Here is a 22,792-nt window from a genome sequence, read left to right as displayed (position 1 = left end):
GCAGCTTATTTAGACTTGTTATCAATAAAAATGAAAAAACTTTATCTTATTTTTACGCTAATTGCCACTTTTTTATACGCAACACCGATCATGGCCCAGCAGGTCAATGGTAACCTAAAAGGCCGTATTACAACTTCTGACGGAAAACCTGCGGAAGGTATTTCGATCACGTTAGACGGTACCTCTTTTGGTGCCAAAACAAATGAGTTGGGAGAATATAAAATCAACAAAATCCCCCAAGGCACTTATTCTTTAAAAGCGACAGCAGTAGGTTTACTCACCGCATTTAAGTCGGTCATTATTGAAGTCAAGGAAACCGTCATTACAGATTTCTCTCTTCAGGAAGACTATGCAAGATTGCAAGAGGTTGTGATTTCCACACAAAAAAACCATTATAAAGTAGATAAACCGTCAGGATCTTTACGCCTGCAAGGACCATTATTAGAAGCTCCTCAAAATATTAAAGTCGTAACAAAAGAAATCATCGCACAGCAGCAAGTCTTTGACATGGTAGACGGTATTACGAGAAATGTGAGCGGTGCTATACGAAGTGGTCATTGGGATAGCCAGTACGCAAATATCTCGATGCGCGGTACGAGTATTCCGGCATTCCGTAATGGTATTAATGTGAAAATGCCATGGGGTCCGTTGGCCGACGATATGTCAACCGTGGAGCGTGTAGAGTTCGTAAAAGGACCAGCCGGCTTCATGATGGCTAATGGTGAACCTGGCGGTATTTATAATGTGGTAACGAAAAAACCTACGGGCGAGAACAAAAGTTCTGTGTCATTTTCTGCTGGATCTTACAATACTGCCAGAGTAGCAATAGATCTCGACGGTAAGCTATCAAAAGACGGACGCTTTTTATACCGCTTAAATTTGGCTGCACAGGATAAAGATTCCTATAACAAATATAATTATAATAAGCGCTATGTAATTGCTCCTGTAATCAGTTATCAGATAGATAGTGCAACTGTCATCACCGCAGAATACACTCACCAGCATGTAGAAGCGCAGGCTTTAGGCAATTACAGCTTCTCGAGGAAAGGCTTTGGAGATGTTCCTCACAGCTTTTTCATGGGAGACCCAGCACTTGATCCACGTATGTTAAATGATCACAATGCCTATATTTATCTCGATCACCAAATTAATGAAAATTGGAAGTTTAGTGCGAAAGGTGCTTACTTCAACTATTCATTAAATGGAGGAGGGACGGTTTGGCCCAGTTCCATAGATGATGCCGGTAATATGATTCGTGCTTATAATATCGGTGACGAATTAGCGACCAATAAAATTGCGCAGTTTATGATACAAGGAAGCACTGTGACAGGTAGCGTTGTGCACCATATAATTGGTGGATTAGATATGGGACAATTGAAAACCTGGGGAGATTTTAGTAGTTCAGGTATTTTGAGTCTTAATTTAGGAGACAACCAACCCTTTAATATCTATAATCCGGTGTATGGTATACCAATGGATAGTATTCCAACCTTCGATCGCAGTAAAAGTATAAAAGAGCGGTCGGGCTCCAATGCTTATGCTACCAATGTGTCTTATAATGGCATTTATGTACAGGATGAGTTACGCATGTTAGATGAGAAACTACGGTTAACGTTGGCTGCGCGCTTTACACGTGCCGTTACAGTAGGTAAAAACAATGATAGTGATTTAAAAGATAATGTGGTGACCCCTCGTTTTGGTCTCAGCTATTCGTTTTCGGAGAACTTTACAGGCTATGGTTTATTTGATCAGAGTTTTCTGCCACAGGCTGGAGAAGATGCGGATGGTAATAAATTTGTGCCTATCAAGGGTAATAATATTGAGTTTGGTTTAAAGAAGGATTGGCTTAACGGCAAATGGAACAGCACCCTTTCAGTATATCAGATTACGAAGAAAAATGTTTTAACAGCCGATCCACGCTTTGCAGAAGGTAATCCGCAGAATTATCGAATCCAGATTGGTGAAATCCGTTCAAGGGGGATTGAATTGGATGTGACAGGAGAACTGGCGGAAGGACTTGAATTGACTTTTAATTATGCTTATACTGAACCGAAGGTAACGAAGGATGAAACAAATGCAGCAGGTGTGAATTTAACGGGAACCTATTTAAATGGTACTGCTAAACATATTTCTAACGGCTGGCTAAGCTACCGCTTTCACGATACGTCGTCGGCCTTAAATGGCTTTGGTTTAAGTGGTGGATACCAAATGATGATTGATCGTTTTGCTGGTTCAAATCAAACAAAGCCGAATTTTATCGATTATTACCGCTTCGATGCAGGAATCTCTTATGAAAGAGGGAAATTTTTGGTGTCTGGGGTGGTTAACAATCTGTTGAATAGAAAATTATATACATCCGGGAGTATCGCGACAAATCCAAGCGCTGCCGCTAGCTTTTATAATTGGATTTATGACTTACCAACAAACTTTCGCTTGAGTTTAACTTATAAATTCGTTCAATAAATAAGAAGGATCAAAATCAGTTTTCTTTCTAAAATACCTCGTATCGATTAATATTTCAGATGCGGGGTATTTCTTTTAAAGAGGTTTAATACCTAAATACAACATACGGTATCTACACTTCTTTTTATAAAGAATCAACACCACGGCAATAGATTAGTAGAATAAGCAGGGGTCTAGGCTAATTGTTTTTAAACGGTTATTTTTCTAAATTACTTTTGATATAATTTTCCCATCTGATTTTCTCTTCACCATCAAGGATTTCAACATATGACAGGGCCTCTTGCATTTCTTCCTGATTCTTAAAATCCAGCCCGTCCAAATTGGCTTCAACCATATCAGCGCAAAACGCAGGGCCAAAACTATAGCTTTTAATCCGGCTTAATTCCCGGTGTCCTATCTCTGTAGCATAAAGGCCTAGTACTTCTTCAGGGATCTCGAAATCTCCATCTCCTAGGTAACCGATGAATCTAAAGGCACGATTTTTCCATACTTTAAATAACATTTCTGGATTAAGTGACGCCCCAAAAGATTTAAATATTCTATCTAATAATTGTTCTGCAGCTTCTGGATCCAGCAAATCTTTGATCGTATGATTTAAAAGTGTTGCGTAAGCAATAAATTGTGAAGGAGGTAAGTGATGCTCATGATAGTGTATTGCAGTTCTGAATATCTCTTCTATATCCTTATCTTTTAATATTTGTTTTGCAGCCAATTGGAGTAAGTTGTGGTGCAGATTAGATCTTGGAGCCTCCCTTTTTGAGTTGAATTTTTTTACCTCAGGATTTAAATTGACGGTATGAGGTTGGTCAATTAAGCTCATGGTTATTAACCAGTCGTTTAAGTTGCTTGCCAAGTGGCAATTGTGTCCTACAAAACCATCCTTTTTTTTATCTGGTTTTTTCTCTCCAATCACAACATCACCAATTTGCACAGTTGATGGAGTAGAGGCAAAGCCACGAACGTGTAGAAATAGGGTTTCTTCGGTAGGTAACACTAGCATCCCGAATCCCTTTTGATTATCAAACCATTTCACAGCACCGATGAACATGGCCTTGGATTTTTGATTACGATTCAACGCTGATAAAAATAAGGATTATTTAGGAATAATTTGTGGAAAAGAATATTTATTTGTTGTTTTTTCATTGATAATGAATAAATACACCTTTTCTTAACAGAAAAGTAACATTAATCAATATATAGACCAGTTTTTATTTGCTTATTTATTATTGTTATTCAAATGAATGACTCAATAGTTGTTGTTTTATAGTTTATTCACCAGGATAAAAATTAATGGCTTCTTGATATGAAGGAAATCTTTCTACGAATCTTCTGAAAAAAATGAACAAAAGAACTAACAAGCTGTTTCAACAATGAACACTTAGCAATAAGTGATTTGTTTACACAAAAATAATTTGTCATGAGTATTCTTAAAAATAAAGTTGCGCTTGTAACCGGTGCGGGATCCGGTATTGGAAAAGCAGTGGCTATTGCCTATGCAAAAGAAGGTGCTTCGGTGATCGTTTCTGATATTGATGAAAATGGCGGTAATCAGACAGTACGCGAGATAGAAACATTAAGCGGAGAAGCGTATTTCATCAAAGCAGATACATCTACTGTTGAAGGCAATGAATTGTTAGTTAAACAAACTATTGAAAAATTTGGGAAATTAGATATAGCCTGTAATAATGCTGGCATTGGCGGCCCTGCCGCATTGGCTGCCGATTATGAGATAGATGATTGGAATAAAGTAATAAATGTAGATTTTAATGGTGTTTATTATGGTTGTAAATTCCAATTACTAGCGATGGAAAAAAACGGTGGAGGCGTAATCGTAAACATGGCTTCTGTACATGGTACGGTTGCGGCTCCGTCATCTATCGCTTATACAGCCTCGAAACATGGGGTGGTAGGTATTACCAAAAATATCGGAGCAGAATATGGTAGTAAAAATATTAGATGTAATGCCGTTGGTCCAGGATATATTGAAACGCCTCTATTAACCGAACACTTAAGTGAAGAACAAATGGAAGGTCTTAAAGCTAAACATCCGATAGGTCGTTTGGGGCAACCGGAAGAAGTAGCAGAATTGGTGCTGTTTTTAAGTTCAGATAAAGCTTCTTTCATTACGGGGGGATATTTTTTAATCGACGGTGGTTATACTGCGATTTAAATCAGGCCGTTATCGATACCTAATTACAAAAGCGCTTTTGGATGCTGATTTTTTTACCATTTGGATAGCTCTTCAACAAATTGATTTTTATTTTGCAATTTCATGCAAAAATGCATTTATTTGCATTCGTGAATTTTAATTTCAAGATATGCAAAATTTTATACTCAAAGGTCGAAGAGCGACGCAGCTTATTTTTTTGGTTTGTGGACTTGGAATATCGAGCTGGGCACCGATGGTACCTTATGCGAAGGATCGATTGGGACTAAATGATGCGGATCTGGGATTGCTACTACTTCTTTTAGGTGGGGGAGCCATTACGATGATGCCGCTCACCGGTGTATTAACAGGGCGTTTTGGTAGTCGGATAGTAATCTTATGCTCTTCCTTGACTATGGCCTTTACATTGCCCTTACTCCTAACTATGACCTCTCCAATAACAATGGGGATTGTATTGTTTATTTTTGGAGCTGCTGTTGGTACGGTTGATGTAGCAGTGAACGCGCACGCTGTGCATGTGCAAAATCTTTATGGTAAACATATTATGTCTTCCTTTCACGGACTCTTTAGCGTAGGAGGTTTATTGGGATCTTTAGGTTTAGGCTTTTTGATAAAATTTGGATTAGCACCAGTCATTGCTGCAATAGGAATTTCGCTGTTATTGATCATAATTGCTATATCGCAATACAAGAGCCTTTTCACGGCATCTGCTGAACAAGATGCTATTAAAGGATTTTCCTCAAACGAAGAAGTAACGCGCGCAGGTGCATTTACCTGGGCAAAGGGAAGTGTTCTTTTTTTGGGTTTTATGTGTTTTGCGGTATTTCTTGCTGAGGGTGCTATGCTCGATTGGAGTGCTATCTTTTTGCGCGAAAATAGAGGAGTCGGATCAGAATTAGCCGGAACAGGTTACGCTGCTTTTTCTGTCGCAATGGCAACTATGCGCTTGATAGGAGATCATTTAGTTGCAAGATTAGATGGTAGAAAAGTAGTTATCGGTGGTAGCCTATTAGGGGCTGCCGGATTTTTTTTAGCTGTTTTTACGCCATGGATTGCCACGGCCCTTTTAGGATTTGTGTTACTAGGACTGGGAGCTGCTAACATTGTCCCAGTTTTTTTTAGTGAAGGTGGAAGATTGAAGGGGGTTTCACCTACTGTGACGATTCCCGCGATCACTACTATGGGCTATGCTGGGCAATTGGTTGGCCCTGCATTATTGGGCTTTATTGCTTATCATTCATCATTGTCGGTAGCCTTAGGTTTTATTGGGTTGCTACTTTTATTGGTCGCTCTGATGTATGCAATAAGAACGCCACATGTATCAAAAAGTGTTAAACACGCAACGGCTTGTTAAAGGGATACCAATTATTATGGGCGATGTCTGAACAAGAAAATAAAATAGACAAGAGAATTTATTTTACAATATGCAAAATATCGAATGTATCATTTTTGATTGCGACGGGGTATTAGTAGATACGGAGACGATCATGATTTCAGTACTACTGGAAATGGCAGCAATACCTGAAACTAAGATCGACATCGAAGAGGCTGTTAAGTTGTTTAGTGGTAGGCAAATATTGGAGACGATAAAGATGCTGGAAGCGATTGCAGGCACTTCTTTTCCTGACGACTTTGAGCAGCATTTTAGGCGGCGTGCTTATGACGAATTTAAAAAGAAGGTTAAACCTATTGAGGGCGTAGTGAATTTATTACAATCCATTAATGTGACTTATTGTGTCGCATCTAGCGGCCCGCGTGAGAAAATTGAATTGAATCTCCGTCTTACTGGTATACTGCCGTTCTTTGAAGCTGCGAGAATATTTAGTTCCTACGAAATAGGCAGTTGGAAGCCCGATCCTGGAATATTTTTGCATGCTGCTAGCGCTATGAACTTTTTACCTTCTCAATGTATCGTGATCGAAGATAGTTTGGCAGGAGTAGAAGCAGGGCTTAGGGGAGGCTTTCGTGTTTTTGCATTAACAAATGGCTATAATAGGGAAGCGCTTGCAGAGAAAGGTGCTGTCGTGTTCGATAAAATGAACGAATTGCCGCAGCTATTGGGTGATGGATTTTTTAAGATGTAGAAAGGATGCTAAAAGAAGAACGTTTGGATTATATCTTGCAGACGCTGGCAAAGAGGCAAATAGTTACGTATGAACTATTGGCGCAAGACTTAGCGATATCCGAAGATACTGTAAGAAGGGATATTGAAATCCTCCACAAAAATGGTCTGTTATCAAAAGTACGGGGTGGAGCTATTCCCCGTTCAAAGAACCCACTAAGTTTTCAGGATCGTACAGCCTATCTTGTTGGGGGTAAGAATGTGATTGCGCTAAAAGCGCAGCAATTTGTAAAGAATGGTCAAACCATCTTTATGGACGGTGGTACTACTGTTTGCGCAATAGCAAGTCATTTCCCTGCGGATGTGCAACTTCGCGTAGTGACCAATAATCAGGCGCTTGTTCCTATATTGGCCAAGTATAAGGGAATCGAAGTAGTCGTATTAGGTGGAGTTTATAATAGGATAATGGAAACAAATACAGGTGCTCGGACTTGCAGGGAAGTAGGAGAATATGTAGCCGATCTTTATTTTATGGGTACTTGTGCAGCAGACAGTAAATTTGGAATTACTGCTGCTATACGCGAGGATGGGGAAGTGAAGCGTGCAATGCTACACGCATCATTGAATACTATTGCACTCAGCAATAGTGAAAAATTAGGAAGCACGGACCACTTCAGAATATGCGGTATTGCTGATATCACGGTAATGATTACTGATATACCAAGTGAAAACGAAAGACTGGACGCATTTAGGAATACTGGAATACAATTGGTCTAACAATACAATACATTTCATAAAACCTAATTAAATAATATTATCCTAACGAGTATATATACCACGACTTCAAATAAGAGCCAATAAATTTTCAATTGTTGTTTCCTTATTTTTCTTTGAATACGACTAATGTTAAGATGATTATCAATCTGGCATTCATGGAAGCATTAAAAAACGTATCAAAGGAAAAATCAATGATGGATAAATTTGTTCTCCGAACCGTTTCAAATTGGCGGATATGGAGATATCTGGGTAAGAAACCAGAAAAAGTAACTTATTGCTTATATTACAGAATTTATTCTTTTCAATTGCAATCGCTTTGGAGGCCTGTAGATCTAAAACCAAAAAAAAGACGCTTACCTTTTTGGGTGAAGACGTCTGAGGAATGTGACAGACCACTTAGTGTTTTTTGTGAAATGCTGGCAGATATCAACCCGAAATGTTCCGTCGAGTCAATCCCTTATCAAGCATTGCTAAAACATGTTGAGAAGTTATGTGGAGCGGAAATGGATGTTTTTGCACAATTTGCTATTGCTAAATTAACATATATAGATGGGAAAGGAGAGTTGTCAATTGTCTTTATTTCGCAGGAGCATCAGCTTTATTAAGCTTTTTTAGATTGACGCAGTGCTGTCAAGTTTTTAACAGGCAATTTAATCCTTCCCGCTTTTAAAGATAGACTTATAGGATTATGGGATATTATAAAAGTACTTTTCGCGCTAAATCATCGGTTATAGAAGGGGATCAGCGCTCTGTATGCGTGATTTCCGCTATAGGGTCCCATTTCATGAAATGTAAATCATATCCTAGATTAATAGATCCATAATTTTGGAAACCAAAACTTTTATACCAAGGAATGTTTTTAGGAGTGGAAGTTTCTAGATATACAGATAAACCTGCATTTGCTGCTCCATCTAGTACTTGCTTTAATAGAGCGCTTCCGATACCTTTGTGCTGCTCTGCTGAAAGAACGCCGATAAACCAAAGGTAAGCCATTTCTTCTTTTGATTGGATACCCTTGATTTTAGATTCCCGTTTAATAGCTTTTAATGCACCTCTCCAGCCAATAGCCCGGATAATTAATTTTATATCTAACAAAGTGGATTTTAATGTGGTTCTTTTTTGATGTGGATAAAGAACTAATGCACATGCTTTTTTATCATCAGACAGCCATACCTCACCAAAAAGAAAGCAGAGCTCGAAAGAATAATCAATTAATGCTCGAATGCGTTTTTGCTTGTCGTTTCTTTTACCTACTATATAGGCAACACTTTGGTTGTCTTTAAAGGAATGACTGAGTAAATTTACAACCAAATCTTTGTCCTTCTTGTGGGCTTTGATCATCTCAGTTAATTGATAAAGTAATTAAATGTTAATCTTTGGAATATTTTAATTGGAAGATGCTAATATAGGATTTATATACTAAGATGTATAGGGTATTGTGTGAATTCGCATATAAAACATCGATGGCGGTACCTGCCCAACGTCTCTTTTATTAGATGAGTAAAAGTGTTTATTTCACACGAATTTGCATCAAGTCAAAAAAGCTTCATATGCAAAAACAGGAAATTTCCTGTTCATTCTTGTGATTTTTCCTCTAGCGTATGTGCTATTTGTATAGTTTCTTTGTATAAAGTTTTTTAATTACTACCAAAAAATGAGAAAAACTATGGATAAGCACTATGGCGAGATTATTGAAAGGACAATAAGACGCAATGGTTATAGCATTAGCGAATTGGCCCGTTTAATGAAAGTGAATAGGCGATCTATTTACAATTGGTTTAATCAGCCGAAATTTAAACCTGATATTATTTTCAAAATCGGTTGCGCGTTAAAGCATGATTTTTCAAATGAGTTTCCTGAACTATTCTCTTCAGAAGAGTTCCAAAATGCTTTTAGTAACCATAAATTATTAAACAGCGAGCTTTTGTTTGAAGAAAGACAGAAAATCAACTACTGGAAAGACAAGTACATCAATTTATTAGAAGAATATAATCAAATTTTGGCAGTAAATAGCAGCCAAATGAAATCAATGACATTTTCTGCTCTATAAAAAACATGTCAAACTGAGTACCATTCGGTACTCAGTTTTCTACAATAGGGATTGGACTAAAAGCCCTTTATTTTATTTTGGGAATTCAAGGTCGTGTTTAACCTATTCTTAGAAATGTTTGTTTTCTTTTAAAATTTCTTGGTAAAATTTGATGTCATTTTCAAGCTTTGCTATATAATATTCCTTTTCAGTAATGAGCCTGTTATAGAGCTCTTTTTCATTACTTGGCTCTATTGTATTTTCCCTGTTTAATTGGAATACAGTGGCTAAATCCAAATCAATTAGTTGAGCAATTTGCATTAAACGATCTATATCCAGGCGAGTTATCCCACTTTCAATATTTTGATAAGTTTTCAAAACAATATTTAGTCTTTTTGCCATATCTGTTTGGGAGAGACCCTTAACCCTTCTCTGGTTTTTGATGAGCAAGAGTAGTTCTTTATTCTTCATTGGATTCTGTATTAAAATTCTCATAAACCACTATTATTAAAAATACCCTCATGCTGTACCTATTGTTAGTACTCTTATGTTCGCTATCGCCGCAACAAAAGCAAACATAAATAAAATAGTCTACTAAATCAATAGACTATTGAAATTATGCTTAATCTTGGAATTTGAACGGCTTTTGTTTTTGGTTTATAAAAATTTAAAGCTGGGACTTTCGTCAAATAGAAGAGGAAGATGGTTCTGACATGATAAATCGGAAACTTACATGTTAATGACCATTCTAGTTCGTAAGCTATTCATAAATTCGTAAATATCTCTTTAATGAATATTCGGTAATATCTTTTGCATTGTCTTTGAGATAGTGCCCAAAGGCTCCGTACATATATCTGTAATGGAGAGGACTTAGTAGTTGTTGTATTCTCAGTATTTCTCTTTTACGTAAGGGTATATAATTTGGATAGCTATACATGAAAGAGACAGACCTACGATCGGGGCAAACTTGAATAACATCACCTACTAATAGTGTGCCATCTTCATCTGCATGGTGTAATATGGTGCCTCCATCAAAGTGACCACCACAATTAATAAGCTTAATTTGCGGCCACAACGCTCGCTCTTCTTCTTCCCAGAGAACTAGATTGAAGTCTTTTCTTGTAAGCCATGCGCGATCTTTTGCGTGGATATAAACAGGTATATCATCAAATCTTTGACTCCATTCGGCCATTGTGCCATAATAATGAGGATGAGAAATTGCGATGGCTTTTATGCCGCCCAATAGCCTAATGATTGCTATAGTGCTTTCGTCTAAATTGCTTATACAATCCCAAAGGATATTACCATAAGGTGTTAGGAGTAAATGTGCGCGTTGCCCTATTCCAAAAGAAGGGGTGGTATACAGTGCATAAAGATCATCCCGTACTTTTTCGATAATATTTTTATGTTGTTGATTAATGGATGGCAGGCTTGTCCAACTTTGCCCATTGACGTTAACATATTGTCGTTCATCTTGACAGATCTTACAATTTGCCGGCTCCTCTATTAATGGTTCATATTGAACGCCACAAGTGTTACATAAATATGCTGTTGTTTTCATTTTATTAAACTATTAGGAGTGCTTTATATTATAAAATATCTTAAGTAATTACTCATGTTCTATTTTGGCAATTATTAAGCATAATAAAGAGAGGAAAGCACATATCGCTCTTATTGAATTAAAGGGGATCCACCTTTTTTCAAATTGAAGGCGTTGATGCAATAAATCGTTATCATTTGCATTTAAGATATCCAATTTATCTAACGAATCATTTATTGGCACATTGACCACCATGGTAACTAAAAAAACTCCGAATATATAAAGTATACAGGCAAGCAATAAGAAATAAAATCTTAAACCGACACTTTCTTTAAACTGAAAATAGCAACTTAGCGGAAGTAAAGCTACAGGAACTAAAAAAGTAACAAGAAAGCTTGGATTTAAAATAATACGATTTAAAGACTGCATCGCCTCTAGAAAGCTTCTGGTAGAGAGCTGCTTTAAACCTGGCATGATTGTATTACTCCAATTAAAGAATAAGCCTGCAATAAGCGCAGTACTTAGGAGAGAGGCTGTGGTTAGAAGGTAGTTCATCTTGAATTTCATAATTTTTTATAACAAAGGTATAGACATTATCTTACGATAACTAGAATGAAACCGACAAATAATAGTTATTAAAAATTATCGTAATTTAGTTTTTTGGATAGCATTTGTATTGCTCCACGCCGGGTTATAAGCCAACGCTTCGGTTTCACAATGACAGAAATCAGAGCGTCCCTGCAAGCTGACAGTTTTTTAACAAACACAAAGGAGTGTTAATGACGTTATATGTCTTGGCACGGAAGGTTTCTGGTAACAGCTGTTCGTCAGCTAAAAGCTGGCCTCCAAAGCTTCGGGTAGTAGAGGCTAAGTAAAATAACTAACTTTGAAAGAAGATTTGCAGCCAGGAGTTTTTGGGTACCTTTTTGCGGAAAAAAGGTACACGTCAACAGTAGCTGACGCATCGGTTCGAAATGGAGCAGTCTAAATTTAGATATAACATCCGATAATCATCGAAAGGTTCCATTTGGTCACCGCAAGAATTAATAAATAACACCAATAAAACAACAAATAGACAATGAAAAAGATCCTCTTTATTTTGATCATCGTACTTTCTTCTAATATCTTATTAGCTCAGGAACTGAAATATAAACTCCAAGTAGATGTCCCTTATTATGAGAATAAGGCAACACCCGAAGCTTATAAGAAGGAAAGATGTAAACTCGATATTTATTACCCAACAAATAAAAAGGATTTCGCTACTGTTATCTGGTTTCATGGCGGAGGTTTAACGGGAGGAGAAAAGGAAATACCAAAAGCGTTAGAGGAAAAAGGAATGGCAGTGATAGGAGTAGGGTATAGGTTATCTCCAAAAACCAAAGGAAGTGAAATTATACAAGATGCTGCTGCTGCTGTAGCCTGGACCTTTAAACATATTCGGGAGTTTGGCGGTAATGAACAACTGATATTTATTTCCGGACATTCTGCTGGCGGGTACTTAGGTGTGATGGTGACGCTTGATAAGCATTATCTGCAAGCATACGACGTAGACGCAAATAGAATAGCTGAACTAATTCCTTTTAGTGGTCAAACAATAACGCACTTCACCATACGAAAAGAGCAGGGACTCAAAGAGACACAACCAACAATAGACCAGTATGCCCCTTTATTTCATGTAAGGGCTGATGCACCACCTCTTTTATTGATTACGGGCGATCGCGAGCAGGAGCTTTTGGGTAGGTATGAGGAGAATGCCTATATGGTAAGGATGATGAAGCTTGTTGGGCATTCACAAACACGGTTAATTGAATTAGGAGGATATGGGCATAATATGACATTTCCCGCTTTCCCCTTATTGATCAAAGAAATAGATCATCGGACAAAAGAAATTTTAAAGAATTAGTGTATGTTCTTTCTTTGTATGGAAGATCAGTATAACGTAAAACAAGAAATATCAGTCGGCGAACATTATGAGTCATTTTATATTTTCTATTGCCTTTTTATTTTTAAGTAGTCAGCCTGGTTTAATAGCTCCAGGGGCAAAGTTGGAATTGATTGCTAAAGACTTTGCTTTTACAGAGGGACCTGCCGCGGATAGGAGAGGGAATGTTTATTTTACAGATCAACCAAATGATAAAATCTGGAAGTACAGCATTGATGGAAGATTGTCAGTTTATATGGAAAATGCTGGTAGAGCGAACGGTTTATATTTCACGAAAGACGATCATTTAATAGCATGTGCAGATGAAAATAATCAGCTTTGGCGCATTAAAAGTGGAGAAGTGGAAAAACTGGTGGAGCATTATCAAGATACTCTTTTAAATGGCCCAAATGATGTTTGGGTTGCTCCTGATGGGAATATTTATTTTACTGATCCTTATTATCAGCGAGACTATTGGACAAGGAAAGAACCAGATTTAAACGTTCAGGCCCTATATCTATATCGTAAGAATGGAAAACTAATACAGTTGGATAGTAGCTTTAAAAAACCTAATGGTATCATAGGAACGCCGGATGGTAAGTGGTTATATGTCGCTGATATTGGTGATAATAAAACGTATCGGTATGCTATCACAAAAAACGGTTTACTCACGAATAAACAGTTGTTTGTAAATCAGGGCTCTGATGGGATGACTTTAGACAATCAGAGAAACCTTTATCTCACCGGTAACGGAATAACTATTTACAATAATAGGGGTGAAAAAATTGAATACATTGCTATACCAGCAAAATGGACCGGAAATTTATGTTTTGGTGGGAAAGAAAAAAACCTTTTGTTTATTACTGCAAGCGACAAAGTGTTCACATTGAAAATGCGTGTTAAAGGCGTAAACTAGTTAAGCCCTTAGATTGAATCTTAAATTAGGGAATCATAGAAATGACATTTTCTTTTTAACGTAAATTTATTAAATAAAAGAAGCTTTATTTTATGCACTGATCGTGCAGATCTTTTCCTACTTGGAAGCACCCAAGTAGCAAAGTGCTTCGGCTGGCTTGCTTCGTTGCAATCCGTGGCTGTCATGCCGAACGCAAAAGAAGCACCCTTTCCGCATGGCCATGCTTCGTTTGTCTTTTGCTTTTTTTTCGTCAGCTTCGCCAAAAAATTGAGTTATAGGCATATCAGCTGCCGATTGCTGCCTATACAAGCCCATGCCATTTTCGTACTTCGGGACGTCTGTGTTTACTCGCAACGGCTCTCCGTTCTAATTAAATCCGCCTTAGTCAACTGCGATTTGCACGTGGATGCACTACCGTGTAGCAGCTGTCTACAGGGGAATATTCACTCGTTGTTTGCTTTTGAAGGTGTTCATAGGAGCTCACTGCGTTCGGTTTACTTCTTTTTGCGGAAAAAAGAAGTTGAATAAATTAAAAGTTCCTTTTCATTCGACAACAAGAAATAAATAAAGCTATTCTAACTGAGCCTTCTGAGAAACTTGCTTTATCAAAAATCTTATAGTATATAACTGACTTATATACTGGTTTTTATGTGGATTTTATTCTGTTATTTCAAAAAATATTATTTTTTTTGAAATGTTTACATTGTCTATTCGTCTACTCTATTAGAAGCAATTATTATTTGATCGTATAAAGATGACTGAAGAAAAGCAAAGCAAAATTTTAACCTCCATAAAATCGTATGGAAAAGAATTGCTTGGCTTTATTCGTAAACGTGTAAATAATGAGGCGGATGCGGAGGATATTTTACAAGATGTTTGGTATCAATTAAGTGCGGTAGTAAATTCTCAACCAGTTGAACAGATAAGTGCTTGGTTGTATAGGGTTGCCAAAAATAAGATCATTGATAAACATCGAAAGAAAAAAGAAGTAGCATGGGATGCTGATCTTGCAGATGAAGACAACAATACAAAAATCGGGGATGACCAGTTAATCACAAAAGAAAGCCCCGAAACAGTTTACTACGATCGTTTAGTTTGGAAGCAACTTTTTATAGCTCTTGAAGAGCTGCCTGCTAAACAAAGGGATGTGTTTATATGGCATGAACTCGACAATATTCCCTTTGCAGAAATCTCCAAACTAACTGGTGAGCCAGTAAATAAATTAGTACTGAGAAAACACTATGCAGTGCTTCATTTAAGAAAGCAATTAAATGTTTTATATAAAGAGTTGATAGATAAATAATAAATGTAGTATTAAATATAACGTAATAATGAAAAGGATATTTAGAAGTAAAATGCGGTTTGTTTTTTTTCCACTTGCGGGAATCGCTTTTGTGTTCTTGGTGAGTTTAATAGTTATGCTCCTATGGAACTATACACTACCTGATGTACTAGGAACGAAAGAACTAAGTTATTGGCAGGCAATGACGCTGTTTTTCTTATGTAAAATTTTATTTGGCTTTGGGGGTGGCGGCCGGAAGGGGCCTCCATGGGCGGGGCGAAATAGACATAAGAATATGAATCAGTGGAATGAAGAAGAAAGAGAAAAATTCAAAGGCTATATGCAAAAGAGATGGTGTAATTGGAATGATGAAGGCGGTCAAGATGATAAAAATAATTCTCAATATGATAATACAAAGGATTCAAATATTATTTAAATTGCTATGAATCAGATATTAATTTTTAGAACGAGTGTAGACGCTCAAAAACATGTGCAGCAAGTTGCTGCGCTGTTTAAATCAATTAAGCTAATCAAACACTGGAGTTTTGATTTAGACGATTGCGATAGGATATTACGGGTAGTATCATTAAATATACTCCCGGAAACGATAGAAAACATGTTAAGAACGGAGGGCATCTATTGTGAACATATGGAGTATGAATTGTAGTCGCTCAGCGCTAACTCAATCACAAATTGTATAATAAGATCAATTTCTCTAAGTTTGGTGTTTATTATAAGGGTTTTCAAAAAATTGAAAAATAAAACCAAACAGCGAATGAGCAATCTATTATTAAAAAACTTTGATACGCCGTTTCAAAGTGTGCCTTTTGAAGATATAAGACAAGAAAATTTTAAACCGGCTATTTTGCATGGTATTGAATTTGCCAAAAATGAAATAGATCAGATTGTAAACAATTTAGCAGAACCAACATTCGAAAACACAGTTGTAGCGTTAGAACAGGTAGGTAAGCAACTCCAAGTAGTCACGGAGACCTTTTTTAATCTCAACTCGGCCGAGACAAATGATTATTTACAACAGCTTGCTCAAGAAGTTTCTCCTTTGTTGGCTGAATATGGAAATGATATAACCCTTAATGAAGCGCTGTTTCAACGAGTAAAAAATGTATTTGAAAATACCGAAAAAGATTCGTTAACGATCGAAGAATACCGATTATTGGATAAAACCTATAAAAGCTTTACGCGAAACGGTGCATTATTAACAGATGTAGAAAAAGAAAAGTTACGTGCGATAGACATGGAATTGTCTACTTTAAAGGTTAGTTTTTCGCAAAACGTACTGCAGGAAACAAACGACTATTTCTTACACCTTACTGATATTGCACAGTTGGAAGGGATACCTGTTTCCATTGCTACCGCGGCAAAAGAGGAGGCTTTAAAACGTAATTTAACAGGCTGGGTTTTCACCTTACAGTACCCTAGTTTTGTGCCATTTATGAAGTATGCTGCTAATCGGCAGTTACGTAAGGATTTGTATCTAGCTTCATCGAGAAAAGCCTTTCAGCAAAACAAGTATAATAACGAAAAAAATGTAAAGGATATTGTACAATTAAGGCAGGAGCGTGCTCAACTTTTAGGCTTTGAAAGTCATGCAGACTTTGTGTTACAAGAACGTATGGCAGGTAATCCGCAGAACGTTGATCACTTTCTTCATGATCTCCTGGCAAAAGCTAAACCCTTTGCTCTACAGGAGGTTGACGGATTGAGTCTGCTTGCAGCAAAAGATGGCATCGACAAAATGATGCCCTATGATCATGCTTATTATGCTGAAAAGTGGAGAGAAGATAAATTTAATTTTTCTGATGAATCCTTAAAACCCTATTTTTCACTATATCAGGTGCTTGACGCAGCTTTTGACGCAGCACATAGGTTGTTCGGACTGACGTTCTCGGTACGGGAAGATATCCAGAAATACCACGAAGAGGTAACAGTATATGAAGTACTGGAAAATGGAGTACACAAGGCATTACTTTATACCGATTGGCATCCTAGAGAAGGAAAACGTGCAGGTGCATGGATGACATCTTATAGAGGGCAATCAGTTGTTGGAGGCAAAAATATGCGACCCCATATTTCTATTGTATGCAATTTTTCAAGGCCTTCTGCCGATACGCCTTCGCTATTAACCTTTAATGAGGTGACTACTCTATTTCATGAGTTTGGCCATGCCTTGCACGGTATAATGGCGAATACTGTATTTGAAAGTCTTTCTGGGACGCATGTTTATTGGGACTTCGTGGAGTTACCATCACAGTTTATGGAGAATTTTTGCTATGACAAAGATTTTCTTTCTACGTTTGCCAAACATTATAAAACAGGTGAAATTTTACCACTGGAAGAAATAGATAAAATTGTTGCCTCGTCAAATTTTATGGAAGGTTATCAGACTTTACGGCAGTTAAGCTTTGGTCTGTTAGATATGGCATATCATACGAACCGTTTTAGTACGATGGACTCCGTAGAAGAATTTGAAAAGAAAATTATCGAAGAAACGCAACTCTATCCTACTGTAGAAGGAAGTGCAATGAGTCCTTCCTTTTCTCACATATTCCCGGGAGGCTATTCGGCTGGCTACTATTCTTATAAATGGGCAGAGGTGCTCGATGCGGATGCCTTTGATTATTTTCGGGAGACAGGAATATTTAATGCTGAAACAGCTGATAAGTTCAAAACATTGCTGAGCAAAGGGGGGACTGTAGATCCTATGGAATTATACATTGATTTTAGAGGACGGAAACCTGCTGTAGATGCATTGTTGAAACGGGCCGGATTGGTATAATGCTAACGTATAATTCCCTTTTAAAATGAGGTTTATCAGGCAGGTTTTTCTCTTTTTTACTCAGCTCTTCATCGTTTCGACTGTTGTTGCACAGCTACAGCTACCGTTGGATACTTCGTTCAAACAGGCGGTTTTGAATAATACTCGAACAATGGAAGGTATTCCGGGAAGTAAGTACTGGCAGAATAAAGCTGATTATAAGCTGAAAATAAATTTTGAACCTAACACACGCTTACTTGAAGGCACGGTGGAGATTGTGTATAAAAACAATAGTCCTGATACCTTGCATGAAATATGGTTTAAATTATATCCGAATATCTACAAAAAAGGGGTGCCGAGAAAATCAAAAATAGCCAAAAAAGACCTAGGTGACGGCGTGTATATAAAAAGAGCAGAAGTGGATGGGGAACACCAGCGGTTAAACGACCTCGTTATCGATGGGACTAATATGAGGATCGCTATTGAAGGTTTAATGCCTGGAAAGGAAAAGACTTTTAAAATCACCTATCAATATGTTTTAAATGAAGGATCACATCTACGTACGGGTAAAGTAGATGATGGTTCTTTTTTTATTGCCTATTTTTTTCCTCGTATTGCGGTTTACGACGATATTGATGGTTGGAATAGATACGCTTATACAGGAGAAGAAGAATTTTATAATGACTTTTGTGATTTTAAGGCTGAAATAAAGGTTCCAAGAAACTATACTGTTTGGGCTACCGGTGATCTCACCAATAAGAAAAAAGTTTTTAAAGGTTATGTAAACGACTTAATTGACGAAGCGGAAAAGTCAGATACCATAGTTGATATAATTTCTGAAAAGGCTATCAAATCACATGGTGTTGTAAAAGAAAAAAGCAACGTATTTAAGTTTGAGGCCAAGAATGTAGTTGATTTTGCTTTTGCGCTAAGTGATCATTATGTATGGAAATCAACGAGTTTAATAGTAGATTCCTTAACAGGGCGCAGAACCAGAGTAGATGCGGTGTTTAACCCCAAGCATAAGGATTATTATGAGGTAATTGATTTCGCTCAAAAAACTGTTGAAGGGATGAGTTTTAAATTTCCGTCATGGCCTTTTCCATATAATCATATGACAGTTTTTGACGGATTAGACCAAATGGAATACCCTATGATGGCAAATGATAATCCTACAAAAACGCGAGAAGACGGTATTACCTTGACTTCTCATGAAATATTTCATACAATGTTTCCCTTTTATATGGGAACCAATGAAACAAAATATGGCTGGATGGATGAGGGCTGGGCAACTATTGGAGAATGGAAGCTATCGGCATTTATTGATAGTACCTATATTGACGATTACGGGGTAAAACCAACGGCACAGACATCTGGTTTTGAAGATGATACGCCTATTATGACGTTGACTACTGCCTTGACGGGTGCTGGTAAATTTACTAATTCGTATCCCAAACCAGCACTTGGTTATTTATTTGTTGAAGAGTTTTTAGGAGAAGAATTGTTTAAGACCGCTTTGCACCATTATATTAAAAGTTGGAATGGGAAACATCCGCAACCCTTAGATTTTTTTAATTGTATAAATTATGCCAGTGGTAAAGATTTAAATTGGTTTTGGAAGAAATGGTTTTTTGAAGACGGCATAACAGATATGGGTATAATCAGTGTTGATGAGATAGATAAGCACTCCTATTCAATAAAAGTTAAAAATAAAAGTAACAAACCTCTCCCTGTACATTTAGCTGTTTATTTCAAAGATGGTACAGTGAAAAATATAAAACAATCCATCGTGGTATGGGAAAAAGGAGAAAGTGAAATTAACATTCCATTTAGCTCAGAAAAACAAATAAAAAAAGTTGTTTTAGGCGGTACATATATACCAGATCAGTACGAAAAGGATAATTTATTTATTTTAAATTAATATTTAGTTAAAGAAGGACGTTTTTAATAGTCTGTTGTTTAATTTTTTTGTTAATTAATGTTAAAGTTTGTCATTGTTGTAAAATAACTAATAGTTAGTTGTATTTTAGGGGCTCAGAACCTAATAATATGAAGAGACTATTCCTATTCCTGGTGTTTTTGGGCTTGTGCTCCCTAACTTCATTTGCACAGAACGATTATTCAATAAAAGGTGTTGTAACAGACACATCCTCCAGTTTAACATTAAATAATACTTCTGTTAGTATTTTAAATGCTCAAGATTCTATGCTTTATAAATATACCCGAGCGGCGAACGGAGGTAAATTTATGTTAAGTGATTTAGAAAAAGGTAATTATATTTTATTGGTAACGTATCCAAAATATGCTGATTATGTGGAAAAATTTACGTTAGATTCTGTAAAGGAAATTGACTTTGGTGATTTAAATCTATTTCTTAAATCTCAATTGCTGGAGGAAGTTATTATTACCGGTAGACAGCCTATTACCATCAAGGGTGATACCACTGAATACGACGCTGCTAGCTTTAAAGTACAACCTAATGCTAAGGTAGAAGATCTGTTAAAGCAATTGCCGGGTATTCAGGTTGATAAGGATGGAAAAATAACAGCTCAGGGACAAACTGTTAATAAAGTGCTTGTAGATGGTGAGGAATTTTTTGGTGATGATCCAACCTTGGTAACCAAAAATATTCGAAGTGATATGGTAGATAAGGTACAGTTGTATGATAAGCAAAGCGACCAAGCTGCTTTTACAGGCGTAGACGATGGACAAAAGGCTAAAACGATTAATATTCAATTAAAGGAGGATAGCAAAAAGGGATATTTCGGGAAAGTGGACGCCGGGGTCGGAACGGAAGACTTCTATCAGGGTCAGGCAATGATCAATAAGTTTAAGGGGAAAGAAAAGATGTCGGCTTACGGTACTATTGGAAACACTGGGAAGGTTGGACTTGGATGGCGAGATTCAGATAAGTACGGATCATCGAGTTTGGAACTTTCCGATGACGGTGGAATGTTTTTTTCCAGTGGTGGGGACGATTTGGAATCTTTCAACGGACAATATAATGGACAAGGTATTCCTTTGGCAAGAACGGGAGGTGTACACTATGATAATAAATGGAACAGTGATAAACAATCGATCAATACAAATTATAAAATTGGCACCTTGGATGTGGATGGTACCCGAAGCAATATTGTACAAAGGAATTTACCCAGCGGGGTAATTAATGATCGTTCAGATGAACGATTTGATAACCATATGTTCAGGCATAAACTGGATGCCAAATATGATATTAGGTTGGACTCGACTACCAATTTAAGAATTACTGTTGACGGAACGCTGAAGAATAGTGATACGGAGAATAATTATACATCAGAGAGTAGAAATGGTGATGGTATGTTGTTGAACAATAATGAAAGAAGTATTACGAACAGTGTTGATGATCGGATATTCAATGCCAGTGCTTTGCTCACTAAAAAGTTTAAGAAAGTGGGAAGATCATTTTCCGTTAATTTAAATCAATCTTCCAATACCAGTAAAGCAAATGGGTTTCTACATTCTAGTACTAATTATTTTAATAGACAAACGGATGGCGTGATAGATAGTGTTCAAAATGACGACCAATATAAGACAAACGACGTTGTAAATAATGCTTTCCGATCTAATGTGACTTATACAGAACCCTTAGTTAAAAATCTTGCTGTTGTTTTGAATTACGGCCTTACTATTAACAGCGGACATTCTAATCGCCAATCGTTCAATCAATCGGCAGACGGCAACTATAACATATTGGATAGTTTGTACAGCAATGACTATAAACTCGATCAAACGTCCAACCAGGTAGGCGCGATATTTAATTATAAAACAGCAAAGACGGATGTCAATTTTGGCGCGAAGGTAAGCGATGTTAAGTTTAAACAATTAGATCAATATACAGATAACTTATTTACAAGAAATTTCACGAATTTTAATCCGCAGATAAACTATCAATATAAATTTTCTCAACAGAAATCAATCAGAATTGGTTATAACGGAAATAATACACAACCCAATATTAATCAAATTCAACCGGTACGGGTGAATACCGATCCATTGAATATTGTGCTGGGAAATCCTGACTTAAAGCCATCTTTCACCAATAGGTTTAATATGAGTTATTATTCTTATAAAGTGCTGAGTAATCAATATATCAATTTTTACGGGAGTTATTCTTTTACCACTAATCCTATTGTAAGTAATACAGTTACGGATGCTTCCGGTGCTAGTACCTATCGTTCTGATAACTTGAAAGATAAAAATACTGCCAATTTTTATGGTGGTATGTATGCTGGAAAAAAGATCAAGAAATTAGATTTACAGGTAGGATTGAACCTTGGTACTAATGGTAACGTTTATTATAATCTAACCAACAATGACCTTAACCAGACAAAATCTTATAATTATTCCGGTGAGCTATCCGTATCTAAATATAAAGAAAAGAAGTATGATTTTAATTTAAGTATCGGGCCAAGCTATAACACTTCGGAATCTTCTTTGCAACCGGATTTCAATAACAACGGTTGGGGATTAAATGGAAATGCAGGATTTAATATTTATCTCCCTGGAAAAATTCAGATTGGATCGGACGGCAATTATATGTACACGCAGGCTACACAATCTTTCGATGAAAATTTTGAGCGCTTTATTTTAAACGCCCATATCACGAAGAAATTCTTCAAGGAGGAGAACCTTCACTTTACAATTTCAGGTAATGACCTACTGAATCAGAATGTGGGCTTTAATAGAAGTGCGTTTAATAATACGATCAGTCAGAGCAGTTATACTACCATACGTAGATATTTTATGTTTTCCGTTATTTGGGAATTTAACAAAATGGGAACTAAACCTTAAAGTGTAACGCGGTGATATAAACGTTTTTC

21 protein-coding genes are annotated in these 22,792 nt (G+C 36.9%); 15 read left to right on the top strand and 6 right to left on the bottom strand.

Annotation, left to right across the window (positions count from 1 at the left end):
* Nucleotides 1–30 precede the first annotated feature (30 nt).
* Nucleotides 31–2,463 carry a TonB-dependent receptor gene (locus tag BMY50_RS08570; RefSeq protein WP_093322159.1) on the top strand — a complete coding sequence of 811 codons (2,433 nt, stop codon included), beginning with the start codon at nucleotides 31–33 and terminating at the stop codon, nucleotides 2,461–2,463.
* A 196-nt stretch (nucleotides 2,464–2,659) separates the two neighbouring features.
* On the opposite strand, the gene BMY50_RS08565 is transcribed toward BMY50_RS08570, so the two are convergent.
* On the bottom strand, nucleotides 2,660–3,538 hold the full coding sequence (locus BMY50_RS08565; RefSeq protein ID WP_139202236.1) for a cold-shock protein: 879 nt from the start codon (nucleotides 3,536–3,538) through the stop codon (nucleotides 2,660–2,662).
* Between the two features lie 342 nt (nucleotides 3,539–3,880).
* Between BMY50_RS08565 and BMY50_RS08560 the strand changes: the two genes are divergently transcribed.
* From BMY50_RS08560 to BMY50_RS08540, 5 genes are all read left to right on the top strand, one after another.
* On the top strand, nucleotides 3,881–4,633 hold the full coding sequence (locus BMY50_RS08560) for an SDR family NAD(P)-dependent oxidoreductase (RefSeq protein ID WP_093322150.1): 753 nt from the start codon (nucleotides 3,881–3,883) through the stop codon (nucleotides 4,631–4,633).
* A gap of 148 nt (nucleotides 4,634–4,781) precedes the next feature.
* Complete coding sequence (locus tag BMY50_RS08555) at nucleotides 4,782–5,984, top strand: MFS transporter (protein ID WP_093322146.1); 1,203 nt, start codon at nucleotides 4,782–4,784, stop codon at nucleotides 5,982–5,984.
* Nucleotides 5,985–6,054: 70 nt separating this feature from the next.
* Nucleotides 6,055–6,714: an HAD family hydrolase gene (locus BMY50_RS08550; protein WP_093322141.1), complete on the top strand. Its 660-nt coding sequence runs from the start codon at nucleotides 6,055–6,057 to the stop codon at nucleotides 6,712–6,714.
* Between the two features lie 5 nt (nucleotides 6,715–6,719).
* Complete coding sequence (locus BMY50_RS08545) at nucleotides 6,720–7,469, top strand: DeoR/GlpR family DNA-binding transcription regulator (RefSeq protein ID WP_093322136.1); 750 nt, start codon at nucleotides 6,720–6,722, stop codon at nucleotides 7,467–7,469.
* A 155-nt stretch (nucleotides 7,470–7,624) separates the two neighbouring features.
* On the top strand, nucleotides 7,625–8,074 hold the full coding sequence (locus BMY50_RS08540) for a hypothetical protein (protein WP_139202235.1): 450 nt from the start codon (nucleotides 7,625–7,627) through the stop codon (nucleotides 8,072–8,074).
* Nucleotides 8,075–8,210: 136 nt separating this feature from the next.
* Here the strand turns inward: BMY50_RS08540 and BMY50_RS08535 are convergent, their stop codons facing one another.
* Entirely contained in the window at nucleotides 8,211–8,810 is a 600-nt protein-coding gene (locus tag BMY50_RS08535) for a GNAT family N-acetyltransferase (protein ID WP_093322126.1), read from the bottom strand.
* Between the two features lie 325 nt (nucleotides 8,811–9,135).
* On the opposite strand from BMY50_RS08535, the gene BMY50_RS08530 reads away from it, so the two are divergent.
* Entirely contained in the window at nucleotides 9,136–9,519 is a 384-nt protein-coding gene (locus BMY50_RS08530; protein ID WP_093323701.1) for a helix-turn-helix domain-containing protein, read from the top strand.
* Between the two features lie 108 nt (nucleotides 9,520–9,627).
* Here BMY50_RS08530 and BMY50_RS08525 read toward each other — a convergent pair whose 3' ends face one another.
* From BMY50_RS08525 to BMY50_RS08515, 3 genes are all read right to left on the bottom strand, one after another.
* The gene (locus tag BMY50_RS08525) at nucleotides 9,628–9,969 is read right to left on the bottom strand and encodes a helix-turn-helix domain-containing protein (protein WP_162276561.1); all 342 of its coding nucleotides are present in this window, start codon (nucleotides 9,967–9,969) and stop codon (nucleotides 9,628–9,630) included.
* Nucleotides 9,970–10,258: 289 nt separating this feature from the next.
* Nucleotides 10,259–11,059, bottom strand: a complete 801-nt coding sequence (locus BMY50_RS08520; RefSeq protein ID WP_093322118.1) for an MBL fold metallo-hydrolase — start codon at nucleotides 11,057–11,059, stop codon at nucleotides 10,259–10,261.
* Between the two features lie 48 nt (nucleotides 11,060–11,107).
* Nucleotides 11,108–11,593 (bottom strand): anthrone oxygenase family protein, encoded by a 486-nt coding sequence (locus BMY50_RS08515; protein ID WP_162276560.1) that lies wholly within the window; start codon nucleotides 11,591–11,593, stop codon nucleotides 11,108–11,110.
* A gap of 523 nt (nucleotides 11,594–12,116) precedes the next feature.
* Here BMY50_RS08515 and BMY50_RS08510 point away from each other — a divergent pair.
* Nucleotides 12,117–12,941, top strand: coding sequence for an alpha/beta hydrolase (locus tag BMY50_RS08510; RefSeq protein WP_093322110.1), 825 nt, complete (start codon nucleotides 12,117–12,119; stop codon nucleotides 12,939–12,941).
* Nucleotides 12,942–13,008: 67 nt separating this feature from the next.
* Nucleotides 13,009–13,875, top strand: a complete 867-nt coding sequence (locus BMY50_RS08505) for an SMP-30/gluconolactonase/LRE family protein (protein WP_093322106.1) — start codon at nucleotides 13,009–13,011, stop codon at nucleotides 13,873–13,875.
* A gap of 117 nt (nucleotides 13,876–13,992) precedes the next feature.
* On the opposite strand, the gene BMY50_RS08500 is transcribed toward BMY50_RS08505, so the two are convergent.
* Nucleotides 13,993–14,229, bottom strand: coding sequence for a hypothetical protein (locus BMY50_RS08500; protein ID WP_139202234.1), 237 nt, complete (start codon nucleotides 14,227–14,229; stop codon nucleotides 13,993–13,995).
* Between the two features lie 400 nt (nucleotides 14,230–14,629).
* Between BMY50_RS08500 and BMY50_RS08495 the strand changes: the two genes are divergently transcribed.
* The 6 genes from BMY50_RS08495 to BMY50_RS08470 all read left to right on the top strand — a co-directional run bounded on the left by BMY50_RS08495 (nucleotide 14,630) and on the right by BMY50_RS08470 (nucleotide 22,763).
* Nucleotides 14,630–15,178 carry an RNA polymerase sigma factor gene (locus tag BMY50_RS08495; RefSeq protein WP_093322097.1) on the top strand — a complete coding sequence of 183 codons (549 nt, stop codon included), beginning with the start codon at nucleotides 14,630–14,632 and terminating at the stop codon, nucleotides 15,176–15,178.
* Nucleotides 15,179–15,206: 28 nt separating this feature from the next.
* The gene (locus BMY50_RS08490; RefSeq protein ID WP_139202233.1) at nucleotides 15,207–15,593 is read left to right on the top strand and encodes a hypothetical protein; all 387 of its coding nucleotides are present in this window, start codon (nucleotides 15,207–15,209) and stop codon (nucleotides 15,591–15,593) included.
* Nucleotides 15,594–15,599: 6 nt separating this feature from the next.
* Nucleotides 15,600–15,824, top strand: a complete 225-nt coding sequence (locus BMY50_RS08485; protein WP_093322089.1) for a hypothetical protein — start codon at nucleotides 15,600–15,602, stop codon at nucleotides 15,822–15,824.
* Between the two features lie 108 nt (nucleotides 15,825–15,932).
* Nucleotides 15,933–17,954: a M3 family metallopeptidase gene (locus tag BMY50_RS08480; RefSeq protein ID WP_093322086.1), complete on the top strand. Its 2,022-nt coding sequence runs from the start codon at nucleotides 15,933–15,935 to the stop codon at nucleotides 17,952–17,954.
* Nucleotides 17,955–17,979: 25 nt separating this feature from the next.
* Complete coding sequence (locus tag BMY50_RS08475) at nucleotides 17,980–19,854, top strand: M1 family metallopeptidase (protein WP_093322082.1); 1,875 nt, start codon at nucleotides 17,980–17,982, stop codon at nucleotides 19,852–19,854.
* Nucleotides 19,855–19,982: 128 nt separating this feature from the next.
* The gene (locus BMY50_RS08470) at nucleotides 19,983–22,763 is read left to right on the top strand and encodes an outer membrane beta-barrel protein (protein WP_093322077.1); all 2,781 of its coding nucleotides are present in this window, start codon (nucleotides 19,983–19,985) and stop codon (nucleotides 22,761–22,763) included.
* The last annotated feature ends 29 nt before the right edge of the window (nucleotides 22,764–22,792 follow it).

This window comes from Olivibacter domesticus (assembly GCF_900109575.1).
Classification (GTDB): Bacteria; Bacteroidota; Bacteroidia; order Sphingobacteriales; family Sphingobacteriaceae; genus Olivibacter; species Olivibacter domesticus.
The sequence above is the reverse complement of the archived record's forward strand: the minus strand, read 5'-3'. Positions and strand labels throughout refer to the sequence as shown.

Coding starts and splice junctions, on each gene's coding strand:
- BMY50_RS08570 (WP_093322159.1), top strand. CDS start 31: ATGAAAAAACTTTATCTTATTTTTACGCTAATTGCCACTTTTTTATAC.
- BMY50_RS08560 (WP_093322150.1), top strand. CDS start 3,881: ATGAGTATTCTTAAAAATAAAGTTGCGCTTGTAACCGGTGCGGGATCC.
- BMY50_RS08555 (WP_093322146.1), top strand. CDS start 4,782: ATGCAAAATTTTATACTCAAAGGTCGAAGAGCGACGCAGCTTATTTTT.
- BMY50_RS08550 (WP_093322141.1), top strand. CDS start 6,055: ATGCAAAATATCGAATGTATCATTTTTGATTGCGACGGGGTATTAGTA.
- BMY50_RS08545 (WP_093322136.1), top strand. CDS start 6,720: ATGCTAAAAGAAGAACGTTTGGATTATATCTTGCAGACGCTGGCAAAG.
- BMY50_RS08540 (WP_139202235.1), top strand. CDS start 7,625: ATGGAAGCATTAAAAAACGTATCAAAGGAAAAATCAATGATGGATAAA.
- BMY50_RS08535 (WP_093322126.1), bottom strand. CDS start 8,810: ATGATCAAAGCCCACAAGAAGGACAAAGATTTGGTTGTAAATTTACTC.
- BMY50_RS08530 (WP_093323701.1), top strand. CDS start 9,136: ATGGATAAGCACTATGGCGAGATTATTGAAAGGACAATAAGACGCAAT.
- BMY50_RS08525 (WP_162276561.1), bottom strand. CDS start 9,969: ATGAAGAATAAAGAACTACTCTTGCTCATCAAAAACCAGAGAAGGGTT.
- BMY50_RS08520 (WP_093322118.1), bottom strand. CDS start 11,059: ATGAAAACAACAGCATATTTATGTAACACTTGTGGCGTTCAATATGAA.
- BMY50_RS08515 (WP_162276560.1), bottom strand. CDS start 11,593: ATGAACTACCTTCTAACCACAGCCTCTCTCCTAAGTACTGCGCTTATT.
- BMY50_RS08510 (WP_093322110.1), top strand. CDS start 12,117: ATGAAAAAGATCCTCTTTATTTTGATCATCGTACTTTCTTCTAATATC.
- BMY50_RS08505 (WP_093322106.1), top strand. CDS start 13,009: ATGAGTCATTTTATATTTTCTATTGCCTTTTTATTTTTAAGTAGTCAG.
- BMY50_RS08495 (WP_093322097.1), top strand. CDS start 14,630: ATGACTGAAGAAAAGCAAAGCAAAATTTTAACCTCCATAAAATCGTAT.
- BMY50_RS08490 (WP_139202233.1), top strand. CDS start 15,207: ATGAAAAGGATATTTAGAAGTAAAATGCGGTTTGTTTTTTTTCCACTT.
- BMY50_RS08485 (WP_093322089.1), top strand. CDS start 15,600: ATGAATCAGATATTAATTTTTAGAACGAGTGTAGACGCTCAAAAACAT.
- BMY50_RS08480 (WP_093322086.1), top strand. CDS start 15,933: ATGAGCAATCTATTATTAAAAAACTTTGATACGCCGTTTCAAAGTGTG.
- BMY50_RS08475 (WP_093322082.1), top strand. CDS start 17,980: ATGAGGTTTATCAGGCAGGTTTTTCTCTTTTTTACTCAGCTCTTCATC.
- BMY50_RS08470 (WP_093322077.1), top strand. CDS start 19,983: ATGAAGAGACTATTCCTATTCCTGGTGTTTTTGGGCTTGTGCTCCCTA.